Annotated in this window: 17 protein-coding genes; 2 read left to right on the forward strand and 15 right to left on the reverse strand. The window is 70.6% G+C overall.

The window, feature by feature from the left end:
* Window positions 1-68: 68 nt before the first annotated feature.
* The 14 genes from ACSQ2B_RS15970 to fdhD all read right to left on the reverse strand — a co-directional run bounded on the left by ACSQ2B_RS15970 (window position 69) and on the right by fdhD (window position 14,685).
* A complete protein-coding gene (locus tag ACSQ2B_RS15970) occupies window positions 69-479 on the reverse strand; it encodes a helix-turn-helix domain-containing protein (RefSeq protein WP_436051340.1) in 411 nt (136 codons plus the stop codon).
* A 64-nt stretch (window positions 480-543) separates the two neighbouring features.
* The gene (gene lnt / locus ACSQ2B_RS15975) at window positions 544-2,148 is read right to left on the reverse strand and encodes an apolipoprotein N-acyltransferase (protein WP_436051342.1); all 1,605 of its coding nucleotides are present in this window, start codon (window positions 2,146-2,148) and stop codon (window positions 544-546) included.
* Between the two features lie 7 nt (window positions 2,149-2,155).
* Window positions 2,156-3,055 carry a hemolysin family protein gene (locus ACSQ2B_RS15980; protein WP_436051344.1) on the reverse strand — a complete coding sequence of 300 codons (900 nt, stop codon included), beginning with the start codon at window positions 3,053-3,055 and terminating at the stop codon, window positions 2,156-2,158.
* Window positions 3,048-3,512 carry an rRNA maturation RNase YbeY gene (gene ybeY / locus ACSQ2B_RS15985; RefSeq protein WP_436051346.1) on the reverse strand — a complete coding sequence of 155 codons (465 nt, stop codon included), beginning with the start codon at window positions 3,510-3,512 and terminating at the stop codon, window positions 3,048-3,050. Before ybeY ends, ACSQ2B_RS15980 begins: the two co-directional genes overlap by 8 nt.
* Window positions 3,509-4,459: a PhoH family protein gene (locus tag ACSQ2B_RS15990; protein ID WP_436051347.1), complete on the reverse strand. Its 951-nt coding sequence runs from the start codon at window positions 4,457-4,459 to the stop codon at window positions 3,509-3,511. The genes ybeY and ACSQ2B_RS15990 overlap by 4 nt, the downstream gene beginning before the upstream one ends.
* Window positions 4,456-5,808, reverse strand: a complete 1,353-nt coding sequence (gene miaB, locus ACSQ2B_RS15995) for a tRNA (N6-isopentenyl adenosine(37)-C2)-methylthiotransferase MiaB (RefSeq protein WP_436051349.1) — start codon at window positions 5,806-5,808, stop codon at window positions 4,456-4,458. The genes ACSQ2B_RS15990 and miaB overlap by 4 nt, the downstream gene beginning before the upstream one ends.
* A 53-nt stretch (window positions 5,809-5,861) precedes the next feature.
* Window positions 5,862-6,233, reverse strand: coding sequence for a Fur family transcriptional regulator (locus ACSQ2B_RS16000; RefSeq protein ID WP_436052576.1), 372 nt, complete (start codon window positions 6,231-6,233; stop codon window positions 5,862-5,864).
* 76 nt (window positions 6,234-6,309) lie between these two features.
* On the reverse strand, window positions 6,310-6,759 hold the full coding sequence (locus tag ACSQ2B_RS16005) for a GNAT family N-acetyltransferase (protein ID WP_436051350.1): 450 nt from the start codon (window positions 6,757-6,759) through the stop codon (window positions 6,310-6,312).
* Window positions 6,756-7,382 (reverse strand): tRNA (adenosine(37)-N6)-threonylcarbamoyltransferase complex dimerization subunit type 1 TsaB, encoded by a 627-nt coding sequence (gene tsaB / locus ACSQ2B_RS16010; protein ID WP_436052578.1) that lies wholly within the window; start codon window positions 7,380-7,382, stop codon window positions 6,756-6,758. Before tsaB ends, ACSQ2B_RS16005 begins: the two co-directional genes overlap by 4 nt.
* Before the next feature lie 22 nt (window positions 7,383-7,404).
* Window positions 7,405-7,986 carry a NifU family protein gene (locus tag ACSQ2B_RS16015; RefSeq protein ID WP_436051352.1) on the reverse strand — a complete coding sequence of 194 codons (582 nt, stop codon included), beginning with the start codon at window positions 7,984-7,986 and terminating at the stop codon, window positions 7,405-7,407.
* A gap of 64 nt (window positions 7,987-8,050) precedes the next feature.
* On the reverse strand, window positions 8,051-9,085 hold the full coding sequence (trpS, locus tag ACSQ2B_RS16020; RefSeq protein WP_436051354.1) for a tryptophan--tRNA ligase: 1,035 nt from the start codon (window positions 9,083-9,085) through the stop codon (window positions 8,051-8,053).
* 154 nt (window positions 9,086-9,239) lie between these two features.
* Complete coding sequence (gene murJ, locus ACSQ2B_RS16025) at window positions 9,240-10,916, reverse strand: murein biosynthesis integral membrane protein MurJ (protein WP_436051356.1); 1,677 nt, start codon at window positions 10,914-10,916, stop codon at window positions 9,240-9,242.
* A 32-nt stretch (window positions 10,917-10,948) separates the two neighbouring features.
* Window positions 10,949-13,771, reverse strand: a complete 2,823-nt coding sequence (locus ACSQ2B_RS16030) for a [protein-PII] uridylyltransferase (RefSeq protein ID WP_436051358.1) — start codon at window positions 13,769-13,771, stop codon at window positions 10,949-10,951.
* Between the two features lie 77 nt (window positions 13,772-13,848).
* A complete protein-coding gene (gene fdhD / locus ACSQ2B_RS16035) occupies window positions 13,849-14,685 on the reverse strand; it encodes a formate dehydrogenase accessory sulfurtransferase FdhD (protein WP_436051360.1) in 837 nt (278 codons plus the stop codon).
* Between the two features lie 113 nt (window positions 14,686-14,798).
* Between fdhD and ACSQ2B_RS16040 the strand changes: the two genes are divergently transcribed.
* Together ACSQ2B_RS16040 and ACSQ2B_RS16045 are read left to right on the forward strand one after the other, a co-directional pair.
* Window positions 14,799-17,114: an FdhF/YdeP family oxidoreductase gene (locus tag ACSQ2B_RS16040; RefSeq protein WP_436051362.1), complete on the forward strand. Its 2,316-nt coding sequence runs from the start codon at window positions 14,799-14,801 to the stop codon at window positions 17,112-17,114.
* A 28-nt stretch (window positions 17,115-17,142) separates the two neighbouring features.
* Window positions 17,143-17,529 carry a VOC family protein gene (locus tag ACSQ2B_RS16045; RefSeq protein WP_436051364.1) on the forward strand — a complete coding sequence of 129 codons (387 nt, stop codon included), beginning with the start codon at window positions 17,143-17,145 and terminating at the stop codon, window positions 17,527-17,529.
* A gap of 128 nt (window positions 17,530-17,657) precedes the next feature.
* On the opposite strand, the gene mutS is transcribed toward ACSQ2B_RS16045, so the two are convergent.
* Entirely contained in the window at window positions 17,658-20,363 is a 2,706-nt protein-coding gene (mutS, locus tag ACSQ2B_RS16050; RefSeq protein WP_436051365.1) for a DNA mismatch repair protein MutS, read from the reverse strand.
* Between the last annotated feature and the right edge of the window lie 76 nt (window positions 20,364-20,439).

Here is a 20,439-nt window from a genome sequence, read left to right on the forward strand (position 1 = left end):
GTCGCCGACGAATAGGTCGGCAATCCTATAAAGAAATCTTTATGTCCCGCCAAGCGGGCGGGCTCCCCTCAGCTATCTTCTGACTCCACCGCCATGCTGCGGACCAGCTCCAGGATCTGGCGGCGGACGCCGGACCGGGGGATCTGGGGAAAGTAGCGAACGAGCTCGACGCCCTCGGAGGTCATCAGGAATTCGTCGAGGCCCGCGTTAAGGCGCGGCTGGGCGGCGCCTTCCGACGCGAGACCTTCATAGAAGTAGGCGATGTTCGTGTTCAGGGCCCGGGCGACCTCCCAGAGCTTCGAGGCGCTCACCCGATTGGCGGCCCGCTCGTATTTCTGGACCTGCTGGAAGGTCAGTCCGATGGAATCGGCCAGCTTCTCCTGGCTGATGCCAAGCTCCTTGCGCCGCAGACGGATGCGCAAGCCGACGTGCCGGTCGACCGGATTGGGACCGGTGTCGAAGTCTGCGAGCTTATTCATGCGACCTCGAGATCGTTAGGCTTCGTTAACCCTTGAGCCAGCTGACGCGGGCGGCGTCAAGAATTCATGCTCGCCGAACGCGATCTGTGAACAAGGCGCCTAATGACACGAGCATCATGAGGGCAAAGGCGCTGTCATTCCACCGTACGTAGGGCGTGGGGGCGAGCGCGGGCGGCAGGCGCGCGTCGATGACTCCGAATTCGCCCAGTCCCAGCCGCGCCCCAGGCAGGACCCGGCCATAGGCGTCGATCACCGCGGAGACCCCGGTCGGCGTCGCGCGCACGATCGGCAGGCCCTCCTCGATCGCCCGGTAGCTGGCCAGGTTCAGGTGTTGCAAAGGTCCGCTGGTCGCGCCGAACCAGGCGTCGTTCGAGACATTCAGGATCCAGGCCGCACGCACGTCGGCACGCCCGTCGCCTTCCCGCGCCAGGCCCGGGAACAACGCCTCGTAGCAGATCAACGGCTGCACCGGCGGCATTCCGGCGGCGACCAGCGGCCGCGGCGGCGGGCCGGCGGTGAAGTCCTCCGGCATGTGCACCAGGCTGCGGAAGCCCACCTTGGTGGCGAAGTCGGCGAGCGGCATGAATTCGCCGAACGGCACCAGCCGGTGCTTGTCGTAGACCCCGCTGACGCGCAGGCCTGCGGCCTCGCGGTGGAAGGCGATCAGGCTGTTGAAGTAGCGCGGCTGGCCGAGCGGTCCGGTTTCGGCGCGGTTGGCGCCCATCAACAGGGTCTGGCCGGGCGCCAGAGCCGCCGAGAGCGCCGGCGCATAGGGCAGCTCCGGCGCCAACAGGTCGTCGATCACCGCCGGAAGCGCGCCCTCCGGCCAGACGACGATGTCCGGCCGCGTCGCGGCAGAGACGCCAGAGGAGGGGCGCCGGGAGAGTTCGAGATAGGTGGCGAAGATCTGGTTGAGGTTCTCCGGCCGCCATTTGTCCTTCTGGTCGATATCGGCCTGGACGACGCGAACGTGCGGCGCGCTCGCCGCGACCGGACGGGCGCCGGTCAGGCGCGCCGCGCCGAAGCCGTAGAGGCCCGCCAGCGCGGCCAGGGCTGCGGCCAGCGCCACGGCGCGGTCGCGCCGGGGCCGGACGTCGAACAGCAGGGCCGGGGCGCTGGCGAGGGCGAGCGTGATCCAGCTCAGGCCATAGACGCCCACCACCGAGGCCAGCTGCGAGGGCGCCGAGCCCGCGCGCCAGCTCTCGCCCGGCAGGTCCCAGGGAAAGCCGGTCAGGACGTGGCCGCGCAGCCACTCGGCGCCGGCCAGGCAGCCGGCGAAGACCAGCACCCGGCCGAAGCCGCGGGGTTTCAACGCCCGATAGGCCAGGGCGGCGGCGCCCCAGAACAGCGCCAGCCCGCCGGCCAGGAAGGTCAGGCCGAACGGCGCCATCCAGCCCTGGGTCTTGGCGTCGACCATGAAGGGCTCGACGACCCACCAGACGCTGACGGCGAAATAGCCCAGGCCTGCGAGCCAGCCGCGGAAGAAGGCCTGGCGCAGGGGGCGGGCCGCCGGCGCCTCCACCATCCGCAACATCAGGGCGTAGCCGAGCAGACCGACAAGGACGCCGAACGGCGGATGGGCCAAGCCGGCGGCGAGGCCGGCCGCCAGCGCCCAGCCGCGCTGCGCCCACGCCGTGTCGATCTTCATCCGCCGCGCTTCAGCCGCCACGCGCGTCTCAGACCGAAGACGCTGCAGCGCGTTCGACCGGGCGGCGGACTCGCACCCGCCGGACCCGGCGGGGATCGGCGGCCAGCACCTCGATCGCGAAACCGCCGGGATGGTCGATCTCCTCGCCCCGCTGCGGCACCCGGCCGGCGAGCGCGTTGACCAGGCCCGCGACGGTGTCGATCTCCTCGTCGAGGTCGGGCGGCGCGAGATCGACGCCGGCGCCCATCGCCGCCTCCAGATCCTCGAGCGGCACGCGCCCGTCGGCGATCCAGCCCATGGCGTCCTCGGCGATCGGGGCGAAGCCCTGGTCGTCCTCTTCGTCGTGTTCGTCGGCGATGTCGCCGACCAGGCATTCCAGCAGGTCCTCGAGCGTGACCAGGCCGTCGGTGCCGCCGAACTCGTCGATCACCAGGGCCATGTGGGTGCGCCGGGCGCGCATCAGGCCGAGGAGCTCGGAGGCGCGCATTGATCCCGGCACGAATAGCAGCTTGCGCAGGATGCGCCGGCCGTCCTGCAGGATCTGGTCATTGGCCGCCGGCCCGCCGGTCTTGCGGGCGAGCAGCTTGAAGACGTCCTTGACGTGGACCAGGCCCACCGGCTCGTCGAGCGTGTCCTTGTAGACCGGCATCCGCGAATGCTCGGCCTCGACGAAACGGGCGACGACATCGGCGAAGCCGAGGTCCTGCTCGATGGCGACGATGTCGGCGCGCGGAGTCATCACGTCATAGACGCGAAGCTCCTGGAACTCCCGCGCATGGCTGACGAGCTCGCCGGTGGCCAGCGTCTCGTGCTCCTCGGGGTGAGATTCGCTCTCCCCCTGCCGTTTGCGGAAGATGTTGAAGATAGCCAAGACCCCACGGCCCTTGGGCCGGGGGTCGGCGCTACTTGAGGGTTCGGGGTCAGTCATGGTCCCTTTCGCCCGCCTGGTAGGGGTCCGGCACCCCTATCCCGGCCAGGACGACGCGTTCGAGGCCTTCCATCGCTTCGGCCTCATCATCGCTCATATGGTCGTATCCTAAAAGGTGCAGCACGCCATGCACGACCAGATGCTGCAAATGATGTGCAAGCGGCTTGCCCTGGTCGACGGCTTCGCGCGCGCAAACGCCAAACGCCAACGCCACGTCGCCCAACAGCCGCTCCGGATTCGGCGGTGCGGGGAAGGACAGGACGTTGGTGGGCGAGTCCTTGCCGCGGAAACGGGCGTTGAGGTCCTGCACCGTAGCGTCGTCGGTCAGCAGCAGCACCACGCCCTCGCCGTCGGCGCCCTCCTGCATCAGCGCGGCCTCCGCAGCCTGGCGGACCCGCGCCTCGGCGTCCGGCAGGGCGGCCGTCCAGTCGGCGACCTCGATCTCGACGTCGATCAAACCGTGCGCCCGCGCTTGGCCGCGTCGGCGTCGTAGGCGCGGACGATGCGCTCCACGAGCGGGTGGCGCACCACGTCCTCGGCGGTGAAGCGGATTACGCCGATGCTCTTCAACCCTTCCAGCAGGCCGACGGCGTGGGCGAGGCCGGAGTCCGACGGGTTCGGCAGGTCGATCTGGGTGGGATCGCCGGTCACCGCCATGCGAGACCCCTCGCCGATCCGCGTCAGCACCATCTTCATCTGCGCGCGCGACGCATTCTGCGCCTCGTCGACGATGACGAAGGCGTGGGCCAGGGTGCGGCCGCGCAGGAAGGCGATCGGGGCGACCTCGATCTCGCCCTTCTCGCGACGGCGGCGCAACTGCTCGGCGCCCAGGATGTCGGTCAGCGCCTCCCAGACCGGGGCCATGTATGGATCGACCTTTTCGGTCAGGTCGCCGGGCAGGAAGCCGAGCCGCTCGCCGGCCTCGACCGCCGGCCGCGAGACGATCAGCCGGTCGACCTCGCCGCGCAGCAGCAGGCCCGCGCCGTGCGCCACCGCCAGGAAGGTCTTGCCGGTGCCGGCGGGGCCGAGCCCGAGCACCAGGTCGTTGGCGGCCAGGGCCTGCAGATATTCCGCCTGAGTGGCGGTCTTTGGCGCCACCTGGCCGCGCCGGCCGACCGGCAGAAAGCCGGCCCCGGAATGCCCGGAGCGGGCGTTGCCGATGGCGACGCGGACATCGGCCTCACCGATCTCCAGCCCCTGGTCGGCGCGCTCGGCGATCGCCTGGACCGCCTTCTTCGCCTGGTTGCGGGCGCGGGTGTCGCCGTTCAGCGACACGCCGCCCCCAGGAGTCTCGACCAGGACGCCGAAGGCGTCTTCGATCAGCGCCGCGTGGCGGCTGTTGGCGCCGGCCACCGCGCGAACCGCGGCGTCGGACAACGGCAGGAATTCAGGCGCTCGGCTCAAACCGTCTCCAGGGTCAGGGTTCCGGCCAGGCTGTTGCTGGCCGCGCTTTCGATCCGCACGGGCACGATCTCGCCGATCAGCCGATCCGGCGCCGCCACATGCACCGACTGAAGATAGGGGCTGCGGCCGATGATTTGACCGGGATGACGGCCCGGCTTCTCAAAAAGAACCGGCAGCGTGCGGCCGACCTGGGCGGAGTTGAACGCGATCCGCTGGATTTCGAGCAGGGCGTTGAGACGCGCGAGTCGCTCGTCCTTGACCTCGTCGGCCAGCTGGCCCGGCAGGGCCGAGGCCGGCGTGCCAGGCCGCCGGGAGTATTTGAACGAGAAGGCGCCGGCGTAGCCGACCTCACGCACCAGCTGCAGGGTGGCCTCGAAATCGGCCTCGGTCTCGCCCGGGAAGCCGACGATGAAGTCGCCCGAGATGGCCATGTCCGGACGGGCCGCGCGGATCGTCTCGATCAGCCTGACATAGCTTTCGGCGGTGTGGGCGCGGTTCATCGCCTTGAGCACCCGGTCGGACCCCGACTGCACCGGCAGGTGCAGATAAGGCATGAGCGCCTCCACTTCGGCGTGGGCGGCGATCAGCGCCTCGTCCATGTCGCGCGGGTGGCTGGTGGTGTAGCGGATGCGGTCGAGGCCGGGGATTCTGGCCAGTCGCCGGACCAGGCCGGCCAGGCCAGAGCCTGTGTCATTGGCCCCGTCGTAGGCGTTGACGTTCTGGCCGAGCAGGGTGACCTCGCGAACGCCCTTTTCCGCCAGCGTCCGGGCTTCGGCCTCGATGTCGCCGGCCGGGCGCGACCACTCGCCGCCGCGGGTGTAGGGCACGACGCAGAAGGTGCAGAACTTGTCGCAACCCTCCTGCACCGTCAGGAAGGCTGACACCCCGGTCGGCCGGCGCTCGGCGATGAGGGCGTCGAACTTCTCTTCCGGAGCGAAGTCGGCGGCCAGCCGCTCGCCGCGGGCGCGGTGGGCGCGGGCGATCAGCTCCGGCAGCTGGTGATAGGACTGCGGCCCGACCACCAGGTCGACGGCGGGCTGGCGGCGCAGGATCTCTTCGCCCTCGGCCTGGGCGACGCAGCCGGCGACGGCGATCGTCATCGTCCCGCCCTCGGCCTGTCGCGCCAGCTTCATCAGCCTGATTTGGCCGAGCTCGGAATAGACCTTCTCGGTCGCCTTCTCGCGGATGTGGCAGGTGTTGAGCACCACCAGGTCCGCGTCCTCGGGACGCAGCGCCACGCCATAGCCCAGCGGCGCCAGCATGTCGGCCATCCGCTCGCTGTCATAGACGTTCATCTGACAGCCGTAGGTCTTGATATAGAGGCGCTTGACGGGCGCGAGCTCGGACATGGCAGGGGTTATGGGGGCGCGGGGGGCCGCGTGCAACTCCACCCGTGCGCGCCTCAATCGTCCAACGGGACAGCGTAGAGCTCGAGCCGGTGCTCCACCAGCTTGTAGCCGAGCCGCTTGGCGATCTTCTCCTGGAGATCCTCGATCTCCTTGTCGATGAACTCGATCACCTTGCCGCTCTTCAGATCGATCAGGTGGTCGTGGTGCGACTCCCGCATCTCCTCGTAGCGCGAGCGGCCGTCGCGGAAGTCATGTCGCGTGATGATGCCGCTCTCTTCGAGCAGGCGAACGGTTCGGTAGACGGTGGCGATTGAAATGTGCGGGTCCACCGCGTGGGAGCGGCGGTGCAGCTCCTCCACGTCGGGATGATCCTCGGCTTCCGACAGCACGCGGGCGATCACCCGGCGCTGTTCAGTCATGCGCATGCCCTTCTCAATGCAGAGCTTCTCAATGCGGTCCGACACAGGCCTGGGCTCCATATTCATGTGAATCAAAATAGGTCTAAGCGTCGGATAGGTCGAGCCGCATCACCAGCGCGTCGGCCCGCCCCTCCTCGCCCCGGTCGTAATAGCCGCGCCGCAGGCCGGCGCGGCGGAAGCCCAGTCGGGCATAGAGTGCGACTGCCGCGGCGTTGTCCACCGCGACTTCCAGGAAGGCCGCTTCGGCGCCCGCCTGCCGCGCGGCGCCGAGCGCCGCGGTCATCAACGCCTTGCCGACGCCCTGTTGTCGGGCAGCTGGCGCGACCCCGACGGTCAGCACCTCCATCTCGCCCGCCGCCACCCGGCAGAGGATGACGCCCTGGGCCGGCGCGGTCCCGGCCAGCAGGCCGAATACGCCTGCGGCCTCCATCAGGTCGCAGAAGGCCTCGGCGTCCCAGGCCCCGGGGAAGGCCTGGGCGTGCACTTCGGCCATGGCCGGCGCATCGGCCGGCGTCGTCCAGACCAGATTCACGCCGGTAACCGGGCATCCGGCGCCCGCAGATAGAGCGGCCGGGCGGCGCCCGGGGCGCGGAGGACGGCCAGCCTCGCGACGTGCCGGGCGTCGGCGCCCTGCGGCGTCAGCACCCGTGCAGCCGGGGCGAAATCCGCCAAGAGCGGCGCGCCGGACCCCACCAGGGTCAGCGGCCGGCCGGCGGCGATCTCGGCGAGACGCGCCGCGGCGGTCCCCAGCTCCAGGGCGTCGGGCGCCATCAGCGGCCGGCCATCCTCGAAGCCCTGCAGATAGACCTGGTCGCGGCGGGCGTCGACGGCGGCGAACACCAGCCCCGCGGCTTCGGCGGCGAGCGCTTCCAGCGTCCCCACGCCGACCAGCGGAATGTCGAGCGCCGAGGCCAGGCCCTTGGCGAAGGCCAGGCCCACCCGAAGGCCGGTGAAGGAACCGGGTCCGATGGTGACCCCGATCCGCTGCAGGTCCGAAAACGACAGGCCGGCGTCAGCCATCACCCGCTCGGCCATGGGGGCGAGCCGTTCCTGATGACCGCGCGCCATCACCTCGGACTCGTGCGCCAGCACCCGCTCGCCGTCGCTGACGGCGACGGAGCAGGCCGTCAGGCAGGTGTCGAGTCCGAGAACGATCATCCGTCGTCGTCTGGGCGGCCTAGAGCGTCTGCTCGACGGCCGTCACCTCGGGCACATAGTGTTTGAGCATGTTCTCGACGCCGGACTTCAGCGTCGCGGTCGAGGACGGGCAGCCCGAGCAGGCGCCGCGCATGTTCAGCCAGACGACCCCGGTGTCGGCGTCGAAGCGGTCGAACAGGATGTCGCCGCCGTCCTGGGCCACGGCCGGGCGGATGCGGGTGTCCAGCAGGTCTTTGATCTCGGCGACGATCTGCGCGGTCTCGCCCTCGTAGACGCCGTCTTCCGAATGGCCGGCGGCCGATTCGCCCTGGGCCTCGCCCGGGAACAGCCGGGCGCCCGAGCTGTAGTGGTCCATGATGGCCGCCAGGATCGGCGCCTTCAGGTGGGCCCAGTCGGCGTCGGCGGCCTTTTCAACGGTGAGGAAGTCAGGGCCGAAGTAGAGCCGGCGGACGCCGTCGAGCCCGAAGATCTCCGCGGCCAGCGGCGCAGCCTTGGCTTCGTCCGCATCGCGGATGTCGCGCGCACCTTCGCCCATGACCTCGCGGCCGGGCAGGAACTTCAGCACCTCGGGATTGGGCGTGGCTTCGGTCTGGATAAACATGCGCCAGATGTGGCCCGTCGAGGGCGCTGGCGCAAGCCGGGGGCCGCGCCGCGACGTGCGACCGCTATCCCGCCCAGTAGCCGACGAGCTTGCGCACCTCGGCCATGGTGGGGGCGGCGACCGCATTGGCCCGCTCGGCGCCGGCGGCGAGGATGCGGTCGATCTCGCCCGGGTCGGCGAGCAGGCGGCGCATTTCCGCGCCGATCGGGCCGAGCTTCTCGACGGCGAGATCGGCGAGCTTCGGCTTGAAGGAGCCGAAGCCCTGGCCGACGAACTCGGCCAGCACCTGCTGTTCGCTCACTCCGGCCAAGGCCGCATAGATGCCGACGAGGTTGCGGGCCTCCGCCCGGCCTTCCAGGCCTTCGGCGGTCTCCGGCAGCGGCTCGGCGTCGGTGCGCGCTTTGCGCACCTTCTGGGCGATGGCGTCGGCGTCGTCGGTCAGGTTGATGCGCGAATAGTCGGACGGGTCCGACTTGCTCATCTTCGCCGTACCGTCCCGCAGGCTCATGATGCGGGCGCCGGCGCCTTGGATGACCGGCTCCGGCAGCGGGAAGAAGCCCGGGGCCGCGAAGTCGTTGTTGAACTTCTGGGCGATGTCGCGCGTCAACTCCAGGTGCTGCTTCTGGTCCTCGCCGACCGGCACGTGGGTGGCCTTGTAGGCCAGGATGTCGGCGGCCTGCAGCACCGGGTAGGTGTAGAGCCCGACGCTTTCGCGCTCCTTGTGCTTGCCGGCCTTGTCCTTGAACTGGGTCATGCGGTCGAGCCAGCCGAGGCGGGCGACGCAGTTGAACACCCAGGCGAGCTCGGCGTGCGCCGGCACGGCGGACTGGGCGAAGATGGTCGCCACCTTGGGGTCGAGGCCGGTCGCCAGATAGGCCGCGGCGATCTCGCGGACCTGGGTCTTCAACTTGGCGGGATCCTGCCAGACGGTGATGGCGTGCAGGTCGGCGACGAAGATGAAGGTCTCGATCTCGTGCTGCATCCTGGCGAACTTCACCAGGGCGCCGAGGTAGTTGCCCAGGTGCAGGTCGCCGGTGGGCTGCACGCCGGAGAGCACGCGCTGGGGGCCCGCGTAGGGAGCCGGAGGCTGGTCGGTCATGGATCTGGCTTCAGGGCTCGAAGGAAGGGACCAGGCAAGAGCGCGCGGACGCGTCGGGCGGAATGGGGGCGCCTCAGCGCCATCGCCAGCTGTTGCGTCCGGGAAAAGCCATGGTCCGAGCGAATAGGCCCTGAGCGGTTGCAGGGCAAGTCCGTCAGGACAGGTCCATCTGAGGCGCCGCCTTGTCGCCCTTGCGCCGACGCAGCGCCATCTTGGCTTCCGCCGGGGTGACGCCGCCGAAGGCGAACAGCAGGCCCGTATAGATGGCGGCGCCTGCCAGGCAGGCCGCCAGGACGGTGATCTCCTTCGCCCCGAGCTTCAGCAGGTGCGAACTCGAGAGCAGACCCTCGAGGAGGTGGCGGAAGTGCGAGGCCAGGGCGAGCACCGTCCCCATGCCGAGGGAGGCGGCGGTCACGCGGACGACCTTGCCCCAGGCCCGGGCGCTCGGACGGTAGATGCCGTCCCGGTGCAGCCTCAGCGCCATCTGCAGGACGGTGATCCACGAGGCGATGGTGGTCGATAGCGCGATGCCCTCGAAGCCCAGGGTGTAGAACAACGCCACGCCGAGCACGATGTTGACGCCCACCGAGATGAGCGAAAAGCGCATCGGCGTCTTGGTGTCGCCCCGGGCGAAGAAGGCCGGTTGCAGGATCTTGATCAGCACGAAGGCCGGCACGCCCCAGCCATAGTGAAACAGCAGCTTGGCCGAGTTGGCGGCGTCGGCCGAGGTGAAGTTCCCGCGCGCGAACAGGGCGTCGACCAAATAGCCGGGCATGGCCATCAGCGCCGCGGCGGCCGGCAGGCTGAGGGCGAGGCCGAAGACGATCGCCTGGTCCATGGAAGCCTGCGCCCCGTCGTGCTCGCGGTTCTGCATGGCGGTCGCGAGCCTGGGCAGCAGGGCGACGCCGATCGCCACCCCCACCAGGCTGAGCGGCAACTGGTAGAAGCGCTCGGCGACGTTCAGCCAGACCCGCATCCCGGCCACCTTCGAGGCCAGGACGGCGGAGATGAAGAGGTTGATCTGGGTGGCGCTGGAGGCGATCGCGCCCGGCACCATGCGGCGGACCAGCAGCTTCACCTCAGGCGTCAGCCTCAGGTGGCGCGGGTGGATCCGGGCGCCGGCCTTGTGCACGCCCCACCAGCAGAGCGCCGCCTGGGCGACGCCGGCTGCGACGACGCCGACCGAGGCGGCATAGGCCGCGCGGGTGGGGTCGTGCTGCGGCAGGACCGCCGCCAGCATCACCACGTTCAGCACGGTCGGATAGAAGCCGTAGATGATGAACCGGCCCCGCGCTGTCAGCACGCCCGCCAGCAGGGCGGCGATCGCCATGCACGGCAGGTACGGCATGGTGATCTGGGTCAGCACCACCGCCAGCTTGAACTTCTCCGGCTCGTCCACGTAGCCGTAGCTGTAGGCCATCATCAGCCAGGGCATCACCAGCTGGCACAGCAGGGTGAGCGCCACGGTCGCGGCGGCCACGGTGGCCAGGGCGTCGGCGGCGAAGCGGTCGGCCGCCTCCTTGCCGTCCGCGGCCAGTTTCTTGGAGTAGTCGGGCACGAAGGCGGCCGCGAAGGCGCCCTCGGCGAAGATCCGGCGGAACAGGTTGGGGAAGGCCAGGGCGGTATAGTAGGCGTCCGCCGCGATGGTCTGGCTGGCGCCGAGGCGGGCGGTGATCACCAGGTCGCGCGCCAGGCCCATGAACCGGCTGACCAGGGTCAGGGCGGAATAGATCATCGAGGAGCGCAGCAGGCCCCCGCCCTTCGCCGGCGGCGCGGCGTCAGCCACGGGCGCACGTGTTTCGCTGGCCGGAAGCGGCGTCGTCTCGGTCACGGAACAGGATCCTGAAGAAGCGGCCGCGCAAACTAGCGTGCGACACTGGCTCGCGCGCGCTGCAAATTGGCGCGGCGGCCCTGGTTCTCGCCCTCGTCCACGACCGCGGCCTCGAGCGCCGTCTTCAGGCTGCTCTTGCGGCGCGTGTCGGTCAGCTTCCGGCCCTCGGGATCGACCACGTAGAAGGCGTCGACGGCGCGCTCGCCATAGCTTTCGATGTGCGCCGAGAGGATCGAGAGGTCCGCGTCGGAGATGGTGCGGGCGAGGTCGGCCAGCAGGCCCGGCCGGTCGCGGCCCGAAGCCTCCACCACCGTCGAGGTCTCCGAGGCGTCATTGTCGAGCATGACGGTGGGGGTGATGGAGAAGGCGGCGGCCCGGCCGAGATCCGGGGTGCGGCGCGCTTCGCGCGTGCTGGGCTCGCCGCGGGCGGCGGCCTCCAGGGCGCGGGCGAGCCGCTCCAGCGTCTTGGGGTTGTCGCCGCCAAACGGCTGGCCGGTCACGTCCTGAACATAGAAGACGTCCAGCGCCTGGCCGCTACGGGAGGTGAAGACCCGCGCCCCCAGCACGTTGGCGCCGGCCGCGGTCACCGCGGCGGCGAGGTCGGCGAAGAGGCGCGGCCGGTCGGCGGCGGCGACCACCAGTTCGGCGGCGTTGCGTTCGGTCAGGATCCGGCCTTCGGCGGCCGCCCCGCGCGCCTCGTCGGCGCGCTTGGCGAGCCGGGCGTGAGCCACGACCTCCTGGGTCGGGAAGGCGCTCAGATAGGCGTCTTCCATGGAGTCCGCCCAGGGCTCCGCGGCGGGATCGGCCTTGGCCACGTGGACGCGGGCGTCGTAGGCGGCGTTCTCGTAGTAGCGCTTGAGCGCCGCCGCCGCATCGGAACCGCGGCCGCCGCGGAAGATCGCCTCGGTGGCCATGTAGAGCTCGCGCATCAGCTGGCCCTTCCAGCCGTTCCAGACGCCGGGCCCCACGGCGCGGATGTCGGCGGTGGTCAGGACCAGCAGGAGACGCAGGCGCTCGGGCGTCTGAACGATGTTGGCGAAGTCGGCTACGGTGCGCGGGTCGGCGATGTCGCGCTTCTGGGCGGTGTCGCTCATCACCAGGTGGTGCTCGACCAGCCAGGCGACCAGCTCGATCTTCGAGCGCTCCAGCCCCAGCCGCTCACAGGCCTGGCGGGCCGCGCGCGCGCCGGCCTTCTCCTGCCCGCCCGCGCCGCCCTTGCCGGTGTCGTGCAGCAGCATGGCCAGGAACAGGGCCTCGCGATCGTCGATCAGCGGCATGATCTGGGTCGACAGCGGGTGGTCCTGGCCTAAGCGTCCGCCGGCGATGTCGGCGATCACGCCCACGGCCCGCAGCGTGTGCTCGTCCACCGTGTAGGAGTGGTACATGTTGAACTGCATCTGGGCGACGATGCGGCCCCACTCGGGGATGAAACGGCCGAGCACGTCGGTCTCGTTCATCAGGCCGAGCGTCCGCTGCGGGTCGCGCCCGCGCGCCAGGATGTCGAGGAAGACCTTGGCCGCGTGCCGGTCGCGCCGGACCGCCGAGGTGATCAGCGGCGCGGCCCGGGTCGCCAGGGTGAAGGCGTCCGGGTGCAGGTCGAGGTTGCGCCGGTCGGCGATGCGGAACAGCCGCAGGAGGTTGACCGGATCGCTCTCGAAGGTCTGCGGCCCGTCGACGTTGAGCCGGCCGCCGATCTCGTGGAAGCCCGGCTCGTCGAGCGGCTTCACCTTGGGCGGCTTGCGATGCGGCAGCAGGCGCGAAATGCCCTTCGGCGCGCTCTTCACCTGCTCGGCCTCGAGCTTGGCGGCGAAGACCCGGGTGAGGGTGCCCACCTCCTTGGCCACCAGGAAGTAGCGACGCATGAAGCGTTCGACGGCCGGCGCGTCGCCGCGGTCGCCATAGCCCATGCGGCGGGCGATCTCCGGCTGCAGGTCGAAGGTCAGCCGCTCCTCGGGCCGTCCGGTGGTGAAGTGCAGGTGACTGCGGACAGCCCAGAGGAAGTCGAAGGCGCGGATGAAGGCGCGCACCTCGCGCCGCTCGAACATCTCGAGCTGCATCACCTTCTCGATCGCCTGGCCCGGATGCAGGTACTGGGCGATCCAGAAGAGGGTGTTGAGGTCCCGAAGGCCGCCTTTGCCTTCCTTCACATTGGGCTCCACCATGTAGCGGCTGAAGCCGGCGCGGGCGTGGCGCTCGTCGCGCTCCTTGAGCTTGGCGGTGACGAACTCCGGGCCGGTGCCCTTGACCACATCGTTCTGGAACCGACGCATCAACTCGTCCGCCAGCGCCTGGTCGCCGGTCAGGCGCCGGGCCTCGAGGATCGAGGTGCGGATGGTGAAGTCCTCACGCGCGAGCCGCACGCATTCCTCGATCGTGCGCGAGGCGTGGCCGACTTTGAAGCCCAGGTCCCACAGGGCGTAGAGCATGTATTCGATCACGCTCTCGGCGTGGGCGGTCTGCTTGTAGGGCCGCACGAACAGCAGATCGATGTCGGAGAAGGGCGCCAGGGTTTCGCGCCCGTAGCCGCCGACCGCCATCAGCGCCAGCCGCTCGCCCTCGCTCGGATTGCGGGCGCGATAGATGTGGATGGTGACGAAGTCGTAGAGGGCGGTGATCACCTCGTCGGTGACGCCCGAGATCAGCCGGGCCGTCTCGATCCCGCTGGCGCCGTTCTCCAGCCGCTCCTTGGCGATCATCCGCCCGCGGAACAGGGCCTGCTTCAGCACCTCGAGCGCAGCTTTGCGCTGTTCCTGCTCGCTGCGCAGGTTCTCGAGCGCGGCGGCGGTCAGCTGGCTACGCAGCTTCACGCCGTCGACGACGTATTCCAGGCGGGTGGGGCGCAGGCGGGGCGGCATGGTATGGATATAGGCCTATTGGCGGACGAACGCAGGAGCTTGATATCGGGCTCCGACACAAGGTCGCGACGAACCTCTCACGAGATCCGTTCGGAATGGGTGAAGACCTCGAAGCCGTCGGCCCGGGCCACGGCGACGAGGGTCAGGCCGCAGGCCTCGGCCGTGCGCACGGCCAGCGCCGTGGGGGCCGAGACGGCGACCACCACCTGGGCGCCGATGGCGGCGGCCTTCTGCACCATCTCCACCGACACCCGGCTGGTCAGCACGAGGATCCCGTCGCCGGCCGGCTCCCCGGATCGCGCCAGCGCGCCCGCCAGCTTGTCGAGCGCATTGTGCCGGCCGACATCCTCACGGACGGCGACGAGGCCGCTGTCGGGTCGCCACCGGCCAGCCGCATGGACCGCGCGGGTCGCCGCCCCCAACGACTGCGCCGCCGCCAGGGCTTCGACCGCGGCGTAGACCTGGTCCGCCGAGACTCGCAGGCCGTCGCCCACGCGGCGAGCGGGCCGCAGCGCCGCCTCCAGGCTGTCGATTCCGCACAGGCCGCAGCCCGTCGGCCCGGCCAGCCGCCGGCGGCGCGCGGCGTGGACGGCGCCGCTCGCCGCCGCCAGCCAGACACGCGCCTCGAAGCCGAGCTCGGTCTCGACCACCTCCAGCGCGTCGATCTGGCTGGCGTGCTCGACGAGGCCTTCGGTCAGGGAAAAGCCGACCGCGAAGTCTTCCAGGTCCGCCGGCGTGGCCAGCATCACCGCCGTGGTCGCCGCGTCATGCACGAGAGCCACGGGCGCCTCCTCCGGCGCGAGGCGGCTGGCGCGCACCGCGCCAGCGCCGCCGTAGCGGATCACCTCGAACGCACGGCTGGTCGCGGGGCCTGACGGCGTTGCGACTCCGGCCTGGGCGGGTCCGTCGGCCATGATCTTCCCCTCGACGCAGCAGCAGCCTAACGTTCTAGAACGGTCCTGGGCGCCCGGCGAACTCCCCGTGTCGCGAGCCGTTGACCGACAGCCACTCGCTCCGGAGCCTGCAGATGGATCGGTCGGAAAAGAGCGCCCCGCATCCGGCCAGGAAGCGCGCCTACCGCGGCCCCGTCGGCGGCTGGGGATCGCTGGAGGGCGTCAGCAAGGTGACGCTGGCGGAGGGCGACCTGCCGGTCGGCGAACTGCTGCGCCAGAACAAGCCGGACGGCTTCACCTGCACCAGCTGCGCCTGGGCCAAGCCCGCCGAGCCGCACTTGGCGGAGTTCTGCGAGAACGGCGCCAAGGCGACCCTGTGGGACCTGACCCGCCGGCGGTGCACCCCGGCCTTCTTCGCCGAACACACGGTCACCGAGCTCCAGGCGTGGAGCGACTACGACCTGGAACATGCCGGACGGCTGACCGACCCCCTGCGGTACGACCCCCAGCTCGACCGCTACGTGCCCTGCGGCTGGGACGAGGCGTACGCCGCGATCGGCGCCGCCCTGAAGCGGCTGGATCCCAAGTCGGTGGTCTTCTACGCCTCGGGCCGCGCGGCGCTGGAGACCAGCTACATGTACGCCCTGCTGGCGCGCATGTACGGGAGCCAGAACCTGCCCGACAGCTCTAACATGTGCCACGAGTCGAGCTCGGTCGGGCTGAGGGAGAGCCTGGGCGTGCCGGTCGGCACCGTCACCCTGGACGACTTCCCGCACGCGGACTGCATCCTGTTCTTCGGCCAGAACCCCGGCTCGAACAGCCCGCGCATGCTGCACCTCCTGGAGGCCGCGGCGAAGCGCGACGCGCCGATCATCACCTTCAATCCGTTGCGCGAGCGGGGCCTGGAGCGGTTCGTCAATCCGCAGTCGCCCTTCCAGATGCTCACCGGCGCGGCCACCCGGATCAGCTCGGAATATCACCAGGTGAAAACCGGCGGCGATCCGGCGGTGCTGGTCGGCCTCTGCAAATGGCTGATCGAGGCCGACGATGCGGCCCGCGCCGCAGGCGCGCCGGCCGTCCTCGACCACGCCTTCATCGCCGAACACACCTCGGGCTTCGAGGCCTTCGCCGCCTACTGCCGCGCAGCGACCTGGGACGAGATCGAACGCCACGCCGGCCTGCCGAAGGCCGACATCGCCCATGCGGCCGCCACCTACGCCAGAAGCACGGCGGCGATCGGCATCTACGGCATGGGCCTGACCCAGCACCGGCTCGGCGTCCAGAACGTGCGCCTGATCACCAACCTCCTGCTGCTGAAGGGCAACATCGGCCGGCGCGGCGCGGGCGTCTGCCCGGTCCGCGGCCACTCCAACGTCCAGGGCCAGCGCACGGTGGGCGTCACCGAGAAGCCGGAACTGGCCCCGCTGGACCTGCTGAAGCAGCTCTACGGCTTCGAGCCGCCGCGCGAGAAGGGGCTCAACACCGTCGAGACCTGCGAGGGCGTGCTCGGCGGGACCGTAAAGGCCTTCATCGGCCTGGGCGGCAACTTCCTGCGCGCCATTCCGGACATCCCGCGGGTGGAAGCCGCCTGGCGCGACCTGGAGCTGACCGTCCAGATCGCCACCAAGCTGAACCGCAGCCACCTGATCAACGGCAAGACGGCCTATCTGCTGCCCTGCCTGAGCCGCATCGAACGCGACGAACAGGCCAGCGGGCCGCAGTCCGTGTCGACCGAAGACGCGACCAGCTTCATCCACGCCTCCTTCGGCGACCGCGCGCCGGCGAGCGTAAACCTGCGCTCGGAGCCCGCCATCGTCGCAGGGATCGCCCAGGCCACGCTCGAGCCCAATCCGAACGTGGACTGGACGGCCTGGACAGCGGACTACGCCAAGGTTCGCGACGCCATCGAGGCCACCTATCCGCAGTGGTTCAGGGGCTTCAACGCTCGCTTCCACGACGCCGGCGGCTTCCATCGCGGCAACAAGGCCCGCGAGCGCGACTTCAGCGACGCGCCGGGCGGCAAGGCCGGCTTCGTCACGCCCACCGCCCTTTCCGCGACCGGCTTCGACGACGACCCCGGCGTCTACCGGCTGATGACCCTGCGCTCGAACGACCAGTTCAACACCACCGTCTACGGCTACAACGACCGCCTGCGCGGCCTGAGCGGCTCGCGCGAGATCCTGCTGATCAACGAAGCGGAGATGGCGAAGCTGGGTCTTGCGGCGGGCGACGTGGTGGCGCTGGAGAGCGCCGCGGTGGACAATGTGCCCCGCCGCAAGGACGGACTGACGGTCACCCCGTTCAACCTGCCGGACGGCTGCCTCGGCGGCTACTACCCGGAATGCAACGTCCTGGCCCCGGTCTCTCACTACGCCGAGGAGAGCATGACGCCGGCGGTGAAGTCCCTGCCGGTGCGGATCGTCGTGGAGCGGCGGCTGGCGGCGGAGTAAGGTCCCGTCCCAGGCTCGGGAGGCTTCCATGAGCGTGGAACTCAACCACACCATCGTGCACGCAGCCGACCGCGAGGCCTCGGCCAGGTTCATGAGCGAGGTGTTCGGCCTGGCCGAGCCGGAGAGCTTCGGCCCCTTCCTGGTGGTGCGCACCGCCAATGGCGTCAGCCTCGACTACATCGCCGCCCCGCCGCCGATCACCCCGCAGCACTACGCCTTCCTGGTCTCGGACGCCGAGTTCGACACCATCTTCGGCCGGGTGAAGGCGCGGGGGCTCACCTGGTGGGCCGATCCGTTCAAGCAACAGCCCGGCCAGATCAACACCCACTACGGCGGCCGCGGCGTCTATTTCGACGATCCGTCAGGGCATTTCCTGGAGATCATCACCCGGCCCTATGGGTCGGCGCCGCCCTAAACGCCCCCTCAGTCGCTTCGCGACAGCTCCCCCGCTGCGCGGTGGAGCATCGTCGGCCCAGATCCTCCACCGCGCAGCGGGGGAGGTGGCTCGCGCAGCGAGACGGAGGGGGCGTTCGGCGCCTGCCGCTAACCCACCAGCCCCTTCAACCGATAAAGCGCATCCATCGCCTCACGCGGGCTCATGCCGTCGAGGTCGAGGGTCTTGAGCGCCTCTTCGACGAGGCTGGGGCCGTGCGTCTCGTTCTCGGCCACCGCCGCGGCGGCGAACAGCGGCAGGTCTTCCAGGTGCGCCGGCGCGCCGGCTTCGCGCTCCAGCCGCTCCAGCACCGACTTCGCGCGGGCCACCACCGCCGGCGGCACGCCGGCCAGCTTGGCCACCTGGACGCCGTAGGAGCGGTCGGCCGGGCCCGGGCCGGCCTCGTGCAGGAAGATCAGGTCGCCGTTCCACTCCTTGGCCCTAAGGCTCAGGTTGGTGGCGAAGGCCAGCCTGCCCTCCAGCACCGCCAGCTCGTGATAGTGGGTGGCGAAGAGGGCGCGGCAGCGGTTCGTCTCGTGCAGGGCTTCGGCGCAGGCCCAGGCGATCGCCAGGCCGTCGTAGGTGGCGGTGCCCCGGCCGATCTCGTCGAGGATCACCAGCGAGCGCGGCGTGGCCTGGGTCAGGATGGCGGCGGTCTCGACCATCTCCAGCATGAAGGTCGAGCGGCCGCGGGCCAGGTCGTCGCCGGCGCCCACGCGGCTGAACAGGCGATCGACGACGCCGAGGCGCAAACTCTTCGCCGGCACGAAACAGCCGGCCTGGGCCAGCACCGCCAGGAGCGCGTTCTGGCGCAGGAAGGTCGACTTACCGGCCATGTTCGGACCGGTGACGATGGCGAGCCGCGCGCCGCCGGCCCCTGCCCCGTCCAGCCGACAGTCGTTGGGGGTGAAGGCGTCGCCGGCCCGGCGAACGGCGGCCTCGACCACCGGGTGGCGCGCCTGTTCGGCTTCGAAGGCGGTGGAGCGGTCGACCACTGGACGCACCGCGCCGGCGTCGTCCGCCCATTCGGCGAGGCCGGCGGCCACGTCGAGCCGGGCGGCGGCCGCGGCGGCGGCCTGGATGGCGGCGGCGACTTCGACGGCGGCGCCGCGCCAGGCCTCGAAGGTCTCGACCTCGATGGCCAGGGCCCGCTCGCCGGCCTGGGCGATCTTGGCGTCCAGCTCGGCCAGCTCGACGGTGGTGAAGCGCACCTGGTTGGCCAGCGTCTGGCGGTGGATGAAGGTCGCATTGAGCGGCGGCCCCATCAGCGGCTCGGCCGCCTTGGCGGTGGCCTCGACGAAATAGCCGAGCACCGCGTTGTGCCGGATCTTCAGGGCGACGCCGCTCTCCTGGACCAGGCGGGCCTCCAGCTGGGCGATCACCCGGCGGCTGTCGTCGCGCAGGGCGCGGGCCTGGTCGAGTTCGGGCCGCATCCCGTCGGCGACGAAGCCCCCGTCGCGGGTCAGGGCCGGAAGCTCGGTCCCCAGGCCGCGCGCCAGCAGGTCGCGGAATGCCAGGAGCTCCGGATGCAGGTCGAGATGCAAGGCGCCGAGAGCCGCTGCGATCTCCGCCGGCGGCTCGATCAGCGGATCCTGCGTCGAGGCGAACAGGCCGAGGATGCCGTCGGCGGCGACGAGGCCGTCGCGCAGGGTCCCCAGGTCGCGCGGCCCGCCGCGGCCAAGCGCCAGCCGCGACAGGGCGCGGGCCATGTCGCCCAGGCCCTTCAGCTGTTCGCGCAGCCGCTGGCGCTGGGCCCGATGTCCGCAGAACCAGGCCACCGCGTCGAGCCGGGCGTCGATCGCCGCGGGATCCAGCAGCGGCCGGGCGAGCCGGGCGGCCAGCAGGCGCGCGCCCGGCGCCGTCACCGTGCGGTCGATGGCGGCGAGCAGCGAGCCGTCGCGCGCGCCGGAGGTGGATTTCTCGATCTCAAGGCTGGTGCGCGTCGCCGGATCGATGGCCATGACGTCGGCCTCGCCGGCCCGGCGCGGGGCCGAGAGCGCCGGCAGCTTGCCGGCCTGGGTGGTCTCCAGGTGGGCGGCGATCAGGCCCAGCGCGGCGATCTCGGCGCCGCTCAGCGCCCCGAAGCCGTCGAGGGTGTCGACGCCGTAGAGCCGCTTCAACCGGGCTTCGGACGCCGCCGGCTCGGCAAGCGCCTGGGGCAGGGGCTGGACGAAGCCGCCGACGGACTTCAGGGCGTTGCTGATCGCCTCGTCGGCGAACAGCCGGTCGGGAACCAGCACCTCGGAAGGGCCCAGGGCCGCCAGGGCCGACGCCAGGCCGCCGACGCTGGTCGCCAGGCATTCGACCTCGCCGGTGGACAGCTCGACGCTGGCCACGGCCGCGGCGCCGGCGCGCACGGCGATAGCGGCCAGGCGGTTCGAGCCGCGGGCGTCGAGCAGGCCATCTTCCGTCAAGGTGCCCGGCGTCACCACCCGGACCACATCGCGCCGCACCACCGACTTGGAGCCGCGCTTGCGGGCCTCGGCCGGGTCTTCCATCTGCTCGCAGACGGCGACCTTGAATCCGGCGCGGATCAGCTTGGCGAGATAGGCCTCCATGGCGTGAGCCGGGACGCCGGCCATCGGGATCGGCTCGCCGCCGTGCTGGCCGCGGGCGGTGAGCGTGATGCCCAGCGCCGCGGCGGCCTTCTGAGCGTCCTCGAAGAACAGCTCGTAGAAGTCGCCCATGCGGAAGAAGACCAGGGCGTCCGGCTGGCGGGACTTGGCCTCGAAGAACTGCGCCATGACCGGCGAGGCGCCAGCGGCGGCGGTTACGCCGGGCGATTGGGCGTCAGCAGGGGGGACGGGCGCATTCATGAGAAGGTGAAGCTATCGTTAAGGGCGACTCGCGTCTGCCCCTTGAACAAAGCTGCGCCGGCGCCAAGCTGTGGAT

Source organism: Phenylobacterium sp. LjRoot225, assembly GCF_964252855.1.
Lineage (GTDB): Bacteria > Pseudomonadota > Alphaproteobacteria > Caulobacterales > Caulobacteraceae > Phenylobacterium.

What these genes read in the sequence shown, in the direction of transcription:
- fdhD (WP_436051360.1), bottom strand. Translation starts at nt 14,685, where the DNA reads ATGGCCGACGGACCCGCCCAGGCCGGAGTCGCAACGCCGTCAGGCCCC.
- ACSQ2B_RS15970 (WP_436051340.1), bottom strand. Translation starts at nt 479, where the DNA reads ATGAATAAGCTCGCAGACTTCGACACCGGTCCCAATCCGGTCGACCGG.
- ACSQ2B_RS16030 (WP_436051358.1), bottom strand. Translation starts at nt 13,771, where the DNA reads ATGCCGCCCCGCCTGCGCCCCACCCGCCTGGAATACGTCGTCGACGGC.
- mutS (WP_436051365.1), bottom strand. Translation starts at nt 20,363, where the DNA reads ATGAATGCGCCCGTCCCCCCTGCTGACGCCCAATCGCCCGGCGTAACC.
- ACSQ2B_RS16045 (WP_436051364.1), top strand. Translation starts at nt 17,143, where the DNA reads ATGAGCGTGGAACTCAACCACACCATCGTGCACGCAGCCGACCGCGAG.
- ACSQ2B_RS15980 (WP_436051344.1), bottom strand. Translation starts at nt 3,055, where the DNA reads ATGACTGACCCCGAACCCTCAAGTAGCGCCGACCCCCGGCCCAAGGGC.
- ACSQ2B_RS16000 (WP_436052576.1), bottom strand. Translation starts at nt 6,233, where the DNA reads ATGCGCATGACTGAACAGCGCCGGGTGATCGCCCGCGTGCTGTCGGAA.
- trpS (WP_436051354.1), bottom strand. Translation starts at nt 9,085, where the DNA reads ATGACCGACCAGCCTCCGGCTCCCTACGCGGGCCCCCAGCGCGTGCTC.
- miaB (WP_436051349.1), bottom strand. Translation starts at nt 5,808, where the DNA reads ATGTCCGAGCTCGCGCCCGTCAAGCGCCTCTATATCAAGACCTACGGC.
- ACSQ2B_RS16040 (WP_436051362.1), top strand. Translation starts at nt 14,799, where the DNA reads ATGGATCGGTCGGAAAAGAGCGCCCCGCATCCGGCCAGGAAGCGCGCC.
- ACSQ2B_RS16015 (WP_436051352.1), bottom strand. Translation starts at nt 7,986, where the DNA reads ATGTTTATCCAGACCGAAGCCACGCCCAATCCCGAGGTGCTGAAGTTC.